At 72.7% G+C, this 12479-nt stretch carries 11 protein-coding genes; 1 reads left to right on the top strand and 10 read right to left on the bottom strand.

Translation table 11 applies throughout. The features are described 5' to 3' along the window. Nucleotides 1–51: 51 nt before the first annotated feature. The 10 genes from QP939_RS42170 to QP939_RS42215 are packed head-to-tail and all read right to left on the bottom strand — an operon-like array spanning nucleotide 52 to nucleotide 11380. Nucleotides 52–867: an HpcH/HpaI aldolase/citrate lyase family protein gene (locus QP939_RS42170; protein ID WP_285452279.1), complete on the bottom strand. Its 816-nt coding sequence runs from the start codon at nucleotides 865–867 to the stop codon at nucleotides 52–54. Next, nucleotides 864–2072 (bottom strand): CaiB/BaiF CoA transferase family protein, encoded by a 1209-nt coding sequence (locus tag QP939_RS42175; protein ID WP_285452280.1) that lies wholly within the window; start codon nucleotides 2070–2072, stop codon nucleotides 864–866. The genes QP939_RS42170 and QP939_RS42175 overlap by 4 nt, the downstream gene beginning before the upstream one ends. Beyond that, nucleotides 2069–3943 carry an SUMF1/EgtB/PvdO family nonheme iron enzyme gene (locus tag QP939_RS42180; protein ID WP_285452281.1) on the bottom strand — a complete coding sequence of 625 codons (1875 nt, stop codon included), beginning with the start codon at nucleotides 3941–3943 and terminating at the stop codon, nucleotides 2069–2071. Before QP939_RS42180 ends, QP939_RS42175 begins: the two co-directional genes overlap by 4 nt. Further along, entirely contained in the window at nucleotides 3940–4833 is an 894-nt protein-coding gene (locus QP939_RS42185) for a ribokinase (RefSeq protein WP_285452282.1), read from the bottom strand. Before QP939_RS42185 ends, QP939_RS42180 begins: the two co-directional genes overlap by 4 nt. After that, complete coding sequence (locus QP939_RS42190; protein ID WP_285452283.1) at nucleotides 4830–6128, bottom strand: ADP-ribosylglycohydrolase family protein; 1299 nt, start codon at nucleotides 6126–6128, stop codon at nucleotides 4830–4832. Before QP939_RS42190 ends, QP939_RS42185 begins: the two co-directional genes overlap by 4 nt. Beyond that, nucleotides 6125–7279, bottom strand: coding sequence for an ADP-ribosylglycohydrolase family protein (locus QP939_RS42195; RefSeq protein WP_285452284.1), 1155 nt, complete (start codon nucleotides 7277–7279; stop codon nucleotides 6125–6127). The genes QP939_RS42190 and QP939_RS42195 overlap by 4 nt, the downstream gene beginning before the upstream one ends. A 13-nt stretch (nucleotides 7280–7292) precedes the next feature. Beyond that, nucleotides 7293–8573, bottom strand: a complete 1281-nt coding sequence (locus QP939_RS42200) for an ABC transporter substrate-binding protein (protein WP_285452285.1) — start codon at nucleotides 8571–8573, stop codon at nucleotides 7293–7295. 37 nt (nucleotides 8574–8610) lie between these two features. Continuing rightward, nucleotides 8611–9438: a carbohydrate ABC transporter permease gene (locus QP939_RS42205; RefSeq protein WP_285452286.1), complete on the bottom strand. Its 828-nt coding sequence runs from the start codon at nucleotides 9436–9438 to the stop codon at nucleotides 8611–8613. Beyond that, complete coding sequence (locus QP939_RS42210; RefSeq protein ID WP_285452287.1) at nucleotides 9438–10379, bottom strand: carbohydrate ABC transporter permease; 942 nt, start codon at nucleotides 10377–10379, stop codon at nucleotides 9438–9440. The genes QP939_RS42205 and QP939_RS42210 overlap by 1 nt, the downstream gene beginning before the upstream one ends. Then, nucleotides 10376–11380 carry a LacI family DNA-binding transcriptional regulator gene (locus QP939_RS42215; protein WP_285452288.1) on the bottom strand — a complete coding sequence of 335 codons (1005 nt, stop codon included), beginning with the start codon at nucleotides 11378–11380 and terminating at the stop codon, nucleotides 10376–10378. Before QP939_RS42215 ends, QP939_RS42210 begins: the two co-directional genes overlap by 4 nt. 715 nt (nucleotides 11381–12095) lie before the next feature. Here QP939_RS42215 and QP939_RS42220 point away from each other — a divergent pair. Next, on the top strand, nucleotides 12096–12479 hold the full coding sequence (locus tag QP939_RS42220; protein ID WP_285452289.1) for a hypothetical protein: 384 nt from the start codon (nucleotides 12096–12098) through the stop codon (nucleotides 12477–12479).

A 12479-nucleotide genomic window follows, 5' to 3' on the forward strand; every position in this document is an offset into this window, starting at 1 on the left:
CGGCAGACGCGGGTCCAAATTTCGTACACCGCGGCTTGTACGGTTCTTGTACTAGTCGGCCAGGGAAAGCACCGTGCGCGCCTGTTCCACCATCGCCACGTCGAGGAACGTCCCGTCGGGCAACGCGATCGCGCCGACCCCGGCGGCCGTCGCCCCGGCCACCCGCGCGATCACCTCACGCGCGCGCGAAACCTCCTGCGGGGTCGGCAGGAACGCCGCCCGGATCGTCGCCAGCTGCACCGGGTGGATCGCCGTCCGGCCGCGGAAGCCGAGCGCGCGGCCCGCGCGGCACGAGGCCGCCAGCCCGTCCAGGTCGCGGACGTTCGCATAAGCGGACATCGCGGGCGGAACCAGCCGCGCCGCTCGCGCGGCGACGACCACGCGGCTGCGGGCCCACGTCAGCCCGGCGTCGTCGGCGACGCCGAGGTCCGAGCGCAGGTCCGCTTCCCCGAGGCCGATCGAGGCGATGGCCGGGGACGCCGTGGCGATCTCCAATGCCCGTTCCACGCCCAGGGCCGACTCGATCAGCGGGTGCAGCGCGCGGCCCGGCAGCACCCGCTCGACGGCCAGGACCTCGTCCGGTGTCTCGACTTTCGGCAGCCGGACCCCGACCGAGAGCGGCAGGCTGGCGACCGCCGCCAGGTCGGCCTCGTGCCACGGCGTGCTCGGGTGGTTGACACGCACCTGCACCGGCCGCGCCGGATCCGCGAGCAGCCGGAGGACGTTCTCTCTCGCCTCGTCCTTGTGGGCGGGCGCCACGGCGTCCTCGAGGTCGACGAGCACGACGTCGGCCTCGGACTCCAGGGCCTTGCGCACGCGGTCCGGCCGGTCGGCCGGGGCGTAGAGGAACGTCAGTGCCGGGCTCACACCGCACCCCGTTCGCGCAGTTCGGCGATCCGCTCCGGCGAGAACCCCAGCTCCGCCAGCACGGCGTCGGTGTCGGCGCCGTGCGCGCGGCCGGTGAACCCGATGACGCCGTCGTGGCCCGAAAGCCGGAAAAGCGGGCCCTGCATGAGCATCGGGCCCAGGTCGTCGTCGTCGATCTCGTGGATCGTGCCGAGGGCCCGGAACTGCGGGTCCTCGACGATGTCGGCGGCGGTGTAGATGGGCGCGATCGCCGCCTGCGCCTCCTCGAAGGCGGCCACGACCTCGTCGCGCGTGCGCTGCCCGATCCACTTGCCGACGGCTTCGTCGAGCTCGTCGGCGTGGCGGGCCCGGTCGGCGCCGCTGGCGAACCACGGTTCGTCGACGAAGTCCGGCCGCCCGACGAGCCGCACGACGCGCTCGGCGACCGACTGGGCCGAGGTGGACACCGCGACCCACTCGCCGTCGGCGGTGCGGTAGGTGTTGCGCGGCGCGTTGTTGGTGGACCGGTTGCCGGTGCGCGGCTGGACGGTCCGCAGCTGGTCCCAGCGCGTGATCTGCGGGCCGAGCATGGCCAGCATCGGCTCGATGATCGCGGTGTCGACGACCTGCCCGCGCCCGGTGCGTTCGCGCGCGGCGAGCGCGACCATGATCGCGTACGCCGTGGCCAGCGACGCGACGCCGTCGGCGAGCCCGAACGGCGGCAGCGTCGGCGGGCCGTCCGGTTCGCCGGTGGTCGCGGCGAACCCGCTCATCGCCTCGGCGAGCGTGCCGAAGCCGGGCCGGGTCCGGTAGGGACCGAACTGCCCGAAGCCGGTGACGCGGGCGAGCACGAGCTTCGGGTTCCAGCTCGCCAGCTCGTCGTACCCGAGGTTCCAGCGTTCGAGGGTGCCGGGCCGGAAGTTCTCGATGACGACGTCGGCGGTCGCGGCGAGGGCGAGGAAGACCTCGCGGCCGCCTTCGCTGCCCAGGTCGGCGGTGATCGTGCGCTTGTTCCGGCCCAGGGTCTTCCACCACAGGTTGACGCCGTCCTTCGCGGCGCCGTGGGTCCGCGACGGGTCGGGCTTGCGCGGATGCTCGACCTTGACCACCTCGGCGCCCATGTCGCCCAGGTGCATCGCGGCCATCGGCCCGGCGAACAGCGTCGACGCGTCGACGACGCGCAGCCCGGCCAGCGCGCCGGTGGCGGGATCGCGGGAGACGCTCACGCCGTCACCTCCCAAGCGCACCGGAAGCCGACCGTGGCGGCGCGCGCGAGTCCCAGCCCGGGCAGGAGGAGCTTCACGGTGTAGTCCGCGGCCTTGACGCCGCCTTCGACGTACCACTCGGAGCCTTCGGCCGCGTAGTCGCCGCCGCCCTTGAGCATCACGAACCGCGTCCGCCCGTCGGTGTGCTCGCTTTCGGTCCAGTTCCACACGGCGGGGGTGCCGCGGCGCAGCCCGCCGGTCTCCCCCGCCAGCTGCCATTCGTCCTCGGTGGGCAGGCGCCCGCCGCGCCACGCGCAGTACGCGCGCGCGTCGTCGAGGTCGACGTAGGTGACCGGCTCGTCCGGTGTTCCCGGGTGTGCGAGGAACCGGTGCGGGTACGTGGGCCGGTAGCCGGTGGCGGCGACGAACTCGGCGAACTGGGCGTTCGTCACCTCGGTGGCCCCGACGGCGACGGCCGTCGCCAGCTCGCCTTCGCGCTGCAGGGTGCGGGCGTCGTGGAGCCGCGGCGGGAGTGGCTTCCATTCGTCCACATAGGGCGCACCCTGGTACATGCCGGTCTCCCGGGCGCGGTACCGCACGGTCAGCACGTACGGCCCGGCCGGGACGACGACGGCGTCCGCGTCGGGCACGCCGGTCGTCCTCTGGGGACGAATCCGGGTCGCGATCCGGTGCGGGAACCGGGCGTCGGGGTCGTGGGGCAACTCGGGGAGATCGGGCCGCCACCCTTCGACCGTGGCGCCGATCCCCCGGGCCGGGACCCCGCCGAGGAGGTCGATGCCGGGGAGCGGGCCGTGGTAGTCGGTATCGCCGCGGTTGACGAGCGTCCACAGTGTCCGGTCGTTCAGCTGCCAGCGCGACGCGTACACGCCCGCCGCCTCGGCCTCGGGCGGCAGCTCGGCCAGGGGCGTCCACTCGCCCTCCAGGAGCAGGTCGGCCGCGGCGCGCTGCAGGGTGACCATGCGGCGGACGGTGGCGGCGTCGCGGGGCGACCAGCCGACCCACACGCCGAAAACGACCTCCCAGACCATCACGCCGACGCCGTTGAGCCAGGCCGACTGGAGTTCTTCGCTGTGGTCGCGGTGCCAGCGGCGGACGTGGTGCTGCATGTGCCGCCGCTCGTACCAGTGGGCGCGCAGGACGCCGGGCACGGGCGAGTCGGCGAAGAACTGCGCCCACGACGCCGTGTGGTCCTCGATCCGCTCGACCGGCAGCTTGGACTCGCCTTCGAGGACGATGCCGGGCCGGGCGGCTTCCAGGCGCTCGACGAAGTCCGGTTCGGCCTTCTTGAGCGTGTCGAGGAAGACGCCGTCCGCGTTCAGGTCCTCGACGAGGGCGGCCAGCTCGGTCAGGTCGTCGTCACCGCGACGGGTGCCGACGTCCCAGGGGTTGTAGTCGACGAAGACGTGCAGGCCTTCCTGGTGCAGCGTCTCGATCAGCTCGGCGAGGCCGGGGACGTCGCGGTAGAAGTCCCACTGGTTGCGGTCGTCGAGGCCGATCACCGGGTAGGCGTGCCAGAGCACGACGGCGTCGAGGCCGCCGAAGCGGTCGCGGGCGTCGGCGAGGAAGCGCTCGGGGGTGAAGCGGTGGTCCTCGAAGGAGTAGAGGAGCTCGTCCCAGAGCCAGACCTGGGCGACGGTGTGGCAGGTCGCCGCCCACGTCGCCTGGGGACGCTCGTAGGCGGCGCCGGTGTAGGCGTGGCGCCGCCGGGCGTCTTCACGCCATTCGGTGAGCTTCGCGCGCCACGCGGGCCGCTCGGCCGGGTCTTCGGGCGCGGCGAAGATCTTGGCGTCGTCCAAATCGGACAGTGGGCCGCATACCTCGGTGGGCCGGTCGATCGGGCGCGGGACGAGCGGGTCGAACGTGTAGGTCATGGTGTCTTTCCTCCGAGCGCGTCGACCTCGGCGGCGGTGGGGACGGCGGCCTGGGCGCCGGGCCGGGTGACGGCGAGCGCACCCGCGGCCGAAGCCCGTTTCGCGGCCTCGGGGAGGTCCCGGCCTTGCGCGAGCGCGGCCGCGAGGACGCCGCAGAAGGTGTCGCCGGCGCCGGTGGTGTCGACGACGTCGACGGGGATGCCGGGGATCCGCACGGGTTCCTGGTCGCGGCGCAGGACGGCGCAGCCCTCACCGCCGAGGGTGACGACGACGGCGGGGACCCGCTTGAGCAGCTTTTCGGGCTCCCCGGCGAGATCGGCGGCTTCGTGTTCGTTGACGACGAGCAGGTCGACGACGTCCCACAGCGAGTCCGGCAGCTCCCGCGACGGGGCGGCGTTGAGCACCATGAGGGCCCCGGGCCGCTTCGCCGCGGCGGCGGCCGCCACGACGTCGAGCGGGATTTCCAGCTGGGCGAGCACGACATCGGCGTCGGCGATCCGCTCGGCTTGCGCGGCCCCGATCCGGACGTGGTCGTTGGCCCCGGGGGCGACGACGATCGCGTTCTCGCCGTCCGGGGAGACGGTGACGAAGGCGGTGCCGGTGGGGGCGTCGGCCCGTTCGACGAGATCGGTCCGCACCCCGGCCCCGCCGAGCGAGACGAGGACGAGATCGGCGGCCTCATCGGAGCCGAGCGCGCCGACGAAGGTGGTGTCGGCACCCCCGGCGAACGCGGCGGCGACGGCCTGGTTGGCACCCTTGCCGCCGGGGCTCCGGCGGAGCCGCCCGCCGAGAACGGTCTCCCCCGCTTTCGGTGGGCGGGGCACATCGACGGCGAGGTCGACGTTGGCCGACCCGACGACGACAACACGCCCGGACGTCAGACCGGTCATCGGGTCTCCTCCGCCAGCTTCGCCGTTCGCGCGGCCAGCTCCGTGATCCGCCGCTCGCCGCCAGGCAGCGAGGTCGCGATCCGCCCGTCCAGCGGCCGTGCCCAGTAATCCGGCACTCCGCTCAGCGCGCCCACCACCCCGCCGACCGTCGCGGCCGCCGAGTCCGTGTCCCAGCCCGCCGTCACCGCGATCGCGATGCTCGGCCCGAACTCGCCGCCGCCCTTCGCCAGCGCGTACGCGATCACCGCCGCGTTGTTGAGCACGTGCACCCAATGCAAGTCCCCGTACTCCGCGTGCAGGCGATCCAGTCCACTCGCGACGTCACCCTGCTCGGCCGCCGAGCGGCCGAGCAGGACCGCCGCCGCCAGGTGGCTGCCGAGCGGGATCACCGTCTCGGCCGCGTCCAAAACCTCGTCCACGGTGTCGCACACCATCGCCGCCGACGCGAGGGCCGCCGCCCACATCGCGCCGTACACCCCGTTGCGCGTGTGGCTCAGCCGCGCGTCCGTCCACGCCATCCGCGCCGCCGCTCGCACGTCGCCCGGGGACACCCAGCCGAACACGTCCGCGCGGATCAGCGCGCCGATCCACTCGCGGAACGGGTTCCGATACGTCGCCGTGTCCGGGCGCGCGTCCAGCAGGTTGCGGTACGCCGCGCGCTCCGCCGTGAACACCCGACCGGCGGGCAGGTTGTCCAGCCACAGCTGCGCGACGTCGTCGGTCGTGAAGCCGCGGCCGTGCGCCTCCAGCAACGTCAACGCCAGCATCGGGTAGTTGAGGTCGTCGTCCTCCGGCATCCCGTCGATGTTCTCTTCCAGCGACGTCGGTGCCGACCGGCGGTTCCACGGCCATCGCGCGGCCACGTCGGCGGGCAGCCCGACCGCGGTGAACCAGCCGTCGAGGGGCCAGCGGCCGGTCGCGCGCAGGATCTCCTCGATGCCCTCCCGCGGGATCTTCTCCACGGGCTTGCCGAGCAGGCACCCGGCCGCCCGCCCGGTCCACGCGCCCAGCTCGCGGCCGCGGAACGCGACCGGGAGCGCAGGCGCGGGCGGGAGCGCCGCGAGCACGGTCTCCCAGTCCGGGGCGGCCGCGGGCGCGTCCAGCTCGTCCAGCAGCTCCCGCGCCAGCTGACGCAGGGAAGGCCGCTCCGGGCCCGCCCCGCCGACCACCGGCGTCGGGTCGCCGCCCGCCGCGACCCACCGCTCCCGGACCGCCGTGACGTCCTTGCCCTCCGCCGCGGACTGCACCAGCTCGTGCGGGAGCAGGTCCTCGGGCCGGGCCCAGGTCAGCCTCACGCCGTCGCCTCCAGGAACGCCGCCCGGGCCGCGGCCCGCTCGCGGTCGGCCTTCAGGATGTCCGCGGCCGCCGAAGCCAGCAGGTGCCCGGTCTCCCGCAGGTCCATCCGGCTGGCCTCGCCGATCTCGTCGACCCACTCGGCGGGCACGACCGCCGTCCCGCCGAGGCCCGCGCAGATCGCCGCCGCCATCACGGCGATCGAGTCCGCGTCCCGGCCGTAGTTCACCGACGCCAGCACCGCGCCCCGGAAGTCGCCCCGGTGCGCGAGCACGAACGCCAGCGCGGCGGGCAGCTCCTCGATCGACTTCGTCCGCGACGGCCGCCGGGCGTCCATCGACATCTCCCGGTAGTGCGGCCCCACCGAGTCGAACGGCGCGACCGTCTCCCGGACGAGCGCCGCGAGCTCGCGCTCCTCGTCGTCGGTGGCCGGGGGAACGGTCCGGCCACCGAACGCCTCGACGACCGCGCGCAGCGCCGCCGCCGTCCCGTCGTGGGCCACGTCCAGCGCGGCCGCGACAACGTCGTCGAGCGAAGCGCCCGGGGCGACCGCGGCCGCCACCATCGCGGCCAGCACGCCCGCCGCCTCGCGGCCGTAGCTCGACTGGTGCGCGCCGGTGAGGTCGATCGCCTCGGCGTACGCGGCCCGCGGGTCACCCGCGTTGACCACGCCCACCGGGGCGACGTACATCGCCGCGCCGCAGTTGACCACGTTGCCCACGCCCGCTTCGCGCGGGTCGACGTGTCCGTAGTGGAGCCTCGCGACGATCCACTTCTCCGCGAGGAAGACCCGCTGCAGCAGCAGCGCGGTCGACTCCAGCTCCGGCACCCAGCGCGGCTCGCCGATCATCAGCGGCACCAGATCCTCGGCCATCGCGTACGCGTCGAGGTGCGCGCGGCGCTTCGCGTACACCTCGACGAGCGCCCGCGTCATGAGGGTGTCGTCGGTGACGTGCCCGTCGCCCTTGTGGTACGGCGCGATCGGGCGGGCCGTCCGCCAGTCCGGGTACCACGGCCCGACGACACCGGTCACCCGGCCGCCGTGCCGCTCTTCGATCTGCTCGGGTGTCCACCCTTCGGTGGCGCCGCCGAGGGCGTCCCCGACGGCCGCACCGGTGATCACCGCGACGGCCCGGTCTTCCAGCCAGGTCACCAATCCGCTCCTGTCACTTGCTCACGTTCTTCCAGCCGTCCTCGAGCTGCTTCGCGAGGCCGGCCGCGTCGATCTTCTGGGCGAGGAACTGCTGGTACGCCGGCGTCGCGACGGTGTCCTTCCACTGCGCGTACTTGCCGGCGAACAGGTAGGGCGCCGACGTCAGGTACTCCCCGGAGGCGAGGATTTCCTTCCAGCCGTTCTTCGCGCCCAGCTTGGTCGTCAGGGCCTGACGCGCCGACGTGGTCGGCGGGATCAGGGCGTCCGCCTCGTTGATGGCGGCGAGGTTTTCCGTGTTGGTGAAGAAGTCGACGAACTCGGCGGCTTCCTTGACGTGCTGGGAGTCCTTGTTCACCGACAGCGTCTGCGGGTTGGCGGCCTGCGCGGGACCGGCGGACCCGGCCAGCGGCGGCAGCACGACCCAGTCGAAGCCCTTCGGCGCGTCCTTCGCGATGTTGGCCGCCTGGTAGGACCCCTGCACGGTCATCGCGATCTGGCCCGCGTAGAACGGCGCGAGCGCCTTGGTGCCCGACTGCGTCAGCGTGACCGGCAGGATCGAGTGGTCCTGGTGCGCCATCGCGTCGACGAGCTGCGGCAGCGCCTGCTCGCCCTGGCCGACGCTCAGCTGCGCCTTGTCACCGGTGCCTTCGAAGTACTTGCCGCCGAAGCCGGGAGCGAGCGCGACGAACGCCGCCGTCGGGCTCGACAGGCCCCAGCCGAGGCAGTACTTGCCGTCCTTCGTGGTCGCCTTCGCGATCTCGCGCAGCTGGTCCCAGCTCATCGAGTTCCCGGTCGGGACCGTGACCCCGGCCTGCTGCAGCAGAGTCTTGTTCGCGAAGACCACATAGGACTGCAGCTCGGTCGGGGCGGCGATCACCTTGCCGTCGACGGTGACCGAGTCGAGCACGCCCTTGGGGATGTCCGCCCGCTTCTGCTCCGGCAGGTACTGCGTCAGGTCCGCGAGGTAGCCGTCGGCCGCGAACGGCGCGACCCCGGCCGCCTCGTAGTGCACGATGTCGGGCGCCGAGCCCGCGTTGAACTGGGTGATCAGCTTGTCGTAGACGCCGTCCCAGCCCGCCTGCACGATCTTGACCTGCACGTCGGGGTGGGCCTTGTTCCAGTCGCCGACGATCTTCTGCGTCGCCGCGATCGCGGCGGGCTGGTCGGAGAGGGACTGGAAGGTGAGGGTGACCGGCCCGCTCCCGCCGCCGTCCCCGCTGCCGGAACCGCACGCGGTGAGCAGCAGGCCGGCGACCATCAGGCAGGCGGCGGCAACCATGCGTCGTGTCTTCATCGACCGACCTTTCGGATCTTTCTGGTGGGGTTGGGGTTCATCCCTTCACCGCCCCGGCCATCAGGCCGCTGGTGAGCTTCCTCCGCAGGATGCTGAAGAAGACGATGCTGGGGATGGCGGCGAGCACGGCGCCCGCCGCGAGCGGCCCGAGGGCGACCTTGCCCTCGCCGCCGACGAACATGTTGAGCGTGATCGGCAACGTGTAGTTCTCCGGCGACTGCAGCAGCACCAGCGCGAAGAAGAACTCGTTCCACGACGAGACGAAGCTGAACATCGCGGTCGCGACGACGCCGGGCGCGAGCAGCGGGAAGACGATCGTGCGCAGCACGGTCAGCCGGCTCGCGCCGTCCATCGCGCCGGCTTCTTCCAGCTCGACCGGGATCGCCGCGACGTAACCCTGCAGCATCCAGAGCGCGAACGGCAGCATGTACGTCGTGTGCACGAGCGTCAGGCCGACGAGGCTGTCGGCCAGGCCGAGCGTCCGCAGGATCAGGAACAGCGGCAGGATGATCAGCACGACCGGGAAGACCTGGCTGACGAGGATCCAGCCGACGCCCGCGGCCCGCACCTTGCCCTTGAGCCGGGCGAGCACGTACGCGGCGGGCACGGCGATCACGACCGACAAAGCCGTGGACGCGAGCGCCACGACCAGGCTGTTGGCCGCGGACCGGACCAGGCCCTGCTTGGTCAGCGCCTCGGTGTAGTTGTCCCAGTGCCACTCGTCCGGCAGCAGGCTGACGGTGAGCGAGTTCAGCTCCCCCGACGACTTCACCGACGCGGAAATGAGCCACAGCAACGGGAAACCGAGGAACAGGATGTAGAGCGCGAGGGCCAGGTACTGGGCCGGGCGCAGGAGGACTCGCATCAACGCCCCTTCACGGCGCGGTCGTCGCGGAACTGCGACCGCAGGTAGACGGCGAGGATCAGCACGACCACGACGACGAGCACCAGGCCCATCGCGGCGGCGTAGCCGATCTCGCGGTTCTTGAAGGCTTCCAGGTAGATGAACAGCACCGGCACCATCGTCTTGCCGCCCGGCCCGCCCGCGGTGAGCACGTAGACGAGCGAGAACGAGTTGAAGTTCCAGATGAAGTTCAGCGACGTGATCGAGGTGACGATCGGGCGCAGGCTGGGCCAGGTGACCGCGGTGAACCGCCGCCACGCGCCCGCGCCGTCGACCGCCGCGGCTTCGTGCAGCTCGGCCGGGATCTGCTGCAGGCCGGCCAGCAGCGTCACGGTGGTCTGCGGCATGCCGACCCAGACGCCGACGACGATCACCGCGGGCAGCGCCGTCGAGAAGTCGCCGAGCCAGTTGATGTCGTCCGGGAGGCCGACGCTGCCGAGGAAGGCGTTGAGCGGGCCGCCGTTGGCCGAGTAGATCATCTGCCACATGATCGCCACGACGACCGGCGGCATCGCCCACGGGATCAGCGCGAGCACCCGGGTCAGGCCCTGCAGCCGCAGCCCGGAGTTGAGCAGCAGCGCCAGTCCCATCGCGGCGGCGAGCTGCAGGAGCGTGACGCCGACGGTCCAGATCATGCCGATCCGCAGCGAGTCCCAGAACAGGTCGTTGCCGACGAGCTTGGTGAAGTTGTCGACCCCGGCGAAGCTGTAGTCGGGGTGGCGCACGAGGCGCGCGTCGGTGAAGGCCAGGAAGATCCCGACGACGAGCGGGGCGACGCTGAGCACGAGGATCGGGATCAGCGACGGCAGCACCAGCGCGATCGCTTCGCGGCGCCGGGTGCGGGCCATCGCGGGCTTCTTCTTCCCGGCCGGCGGCGCGGGCCGGGTCAGGGTCGCGGTCATCGCGCACCTCCGGTCGACTCGCGCACCATCAGCTCCGGGCCGACGGCGATCTGCTGCGCCTCGTGGTCCGGATCGTCGGTGAGCTGGAGCATGATGCGGGCCGCCGCGCGCCCGCGTTCGGTCGAGCCGAGGGAGACGCTGGTGAGGCTCGGCTGGAAGACCCGGCCGAGCTCGGTGTCGTCCATGCCGGTGATCGCGACGTCTTCGGGCACGGACAGGCCGCGTTCGCGGACGGCCCGGATCGCGCCGATGGCGAGCAGGTCGTTGGCAGCGACGAGCGAGTCGAAGTCCCCGCGGGCGAGCAGGGCGCGGGCCGCCTCGAGCCCGGCGGTGACGGTGAAGTCGGCGGCGACCTCCCGGTCCACGCGCTCGAAGGCGGTGTGTTCGGTGGCGGCGTCGAATCCACGCTGGCGGGACGCACCCGGCGTCGTGTCGAGCGGGCCGTTGAGGAAGCCGACCCGGCGGCGCCCGATAGCGTGCAGGTGCCGGACGGCCTCGCCGATCCCGCCGGCGGAGTCGGTGGAGACGGAGCTGATGCCACGGTCGTCCATCGCCCGCCCGATCACCACGACCGGGACGGGTGCCTGCTGGATCTCCCGGATGAGCCGGTCGTCGGTGCGCAGCGGGCTGACGATCATGCCGTCGACGAAGCCGCTGTTCAGGCTGCGGACGAGTTCGGTGGTCGAGGTGGCGGTGTCGCCGGTGGTCATCACGACGACCCGGTAGCCGTGCGGTTCGAGGACCTCGTGGATGGCCCGCATCATTTCGACGTAGACGGGGTTCCCGATGTCGGCGACGGCGAAGGCGACCTGGAAGGTCTTCTTCAGCCGGAGCGAGCGCCCGATGGCATCGGCGCTGTAGCCAAGCTCGGCGGCCGCGGCCCGGACCCGCTCGACCATGGCCTTGCTCGCCCCGGTCCCGTGCAGCGCGCGGGAGGTCGAGGCCAGGGAGACCCCGGCGCGCTCGGCCACCTGGAGCAGCGTGGCGCGTGTTGACGTCATCGTCGCTTCTACCTCGAGTCTGGGTTTGGAAACGTTTCCAAGTCCGGAAGCCGGTGTTGGAAACGTTTCCAATCGGATTAATCCTGATACTGGCACCCGCCGCGCGGCTGTGTCAACACCGCACGGAACGCATCGGAGCGACTCCGCCGGGTGCGCTCGGGTGCGGCCGGGGTCGCGAATGACTCATTCGGGACGTCGGAGGTCTCGAATGAGTCATTCGCGACGCTTGGGCGGCCGGGCGGGAGAGGTGAGGAGTGGTCGAGCTTGCGGGGCGGGCTCGAGCTGGTTGGCGAGCCCGAGGGGGCAAGAGCGGACGCCGGGCGACGGCGCGGCGGAGCGCGGCGGGGAGCGGGCCATAGCGATGAGCGACCGGCCGGAGGCAGTCGAACTAGCGGCTCGGGCAAGAACCGGTCGGCGGGCCCAGGTGCCCCGCCACCTCGGCGGCGGCGGCGGGGCGGCGGGCGGCAGGGCGGCGGGTCCACGCGGCGACAGCAGGGCGGCGGGGCGGCGGCAGGGTGGCGGGGCGGCGGCAGGGTGGCGGGGCGGCGGCAGGGTGGCCGCAAGGCCACTTCGGCGGGGCGGCCCGGCCCCGGGGCAAGCCGCAGCGCGAGCCATGCGCGGCGCTCCGCCGATCAGGTGACGTCACCACCTCTCCCCCAACCGGTCCGCCCCCTCCGGAGTTGTCCGCGCGTCACCGCCGATCCCAGGAGGAACCGTGCCGATCCGCTCCCTGCCCACCCTCGCCGCCGCAGCGTTCCTGGCCCTCGCCGGGACCGTCGCCGTGGCGCCCGCCGCTTCGGCGCACGATGCCATCGGGGAGGTCTACGGCTGCGGCTACCAAGGCCAGTTCCGCTGCGGCTACGGCGGCGTCACCAACAGCCACACCCGCGTCTACTCCTGCGACACCGCGAGCGACGGCTACGGCTTCCGCACCGAGTACCGGCTCCGCAGCGGCGCCAGTGGCTACGTCGACGACGCCAACGGCAGCAGCTCCGGCTGCAGCGCCGTCTTCCCCGGCACGTCCGCCAACCCGGTCACCAGCTTCCGCGCGTGCCAGAAGCAGGGCGCGTGGTGGTGCACGAGCTGGCTGACCGCCTGA

The sequence above is a fragment of the Amycolatopsis nalaikhensis genome (genome assembly GCF_030264295.1).
Taxonomy (GTDB): Bacteria; Actinomycetota; Actinomycetes; order Mycobacteriales; family Pseudonocardiaceae; genus Amycolatopsis; species Amycolatopsis nalaikhensis.

Excerpts from the sequence above, each read along its gene's own strand:
- QP939_RS42180 (WP_285452281.1), bottom strand. The coding sequence starts at position 3,943 with ATGACCTACACGTTCGACCCGCTCGTCCCGCGCCCGATCGACCGGCCC.
- QP939_RS42185 (WP_285452282.1), bottom strand. The coding sequence starts at position 4,833 with ATGACCGGTCTGACGTCCGGGCGTGTTGTCGTCGTCGGGTCGGCCAAC.
- QP939_RS42200 (WP_285452285.1), bottom strand. The coding sequence starts at position 8,573 with ATGAAGACACGACGCATGGTTGCCGCCGCCTGCCTGATGGTCGCCGGC.
- QP939_RS42205 (WP_285452286.1), bottom strand. The coding sequence starts at position 9,438 with ATGCGAGTCCTCCTGCGCCCGGCCCAGTACCTGGCCCTCGCGCTCTAC.
- QP939_RS42210 (WP_285452287.1), bottom strand. The coding sequence starts at position 10,379 with ATGACCGCGACCCTGACCCGGCCCGCGCCGCCGGCCGGGAAGAAGAAG.
- QP939_RS42215 (WP_285452288.1), bottom strand. The coding sequence starts at position 11,380 with ATGACGTCAACACGCGCCACGCTGCTCCAGGTGGCCGAGCGCGCCGGG.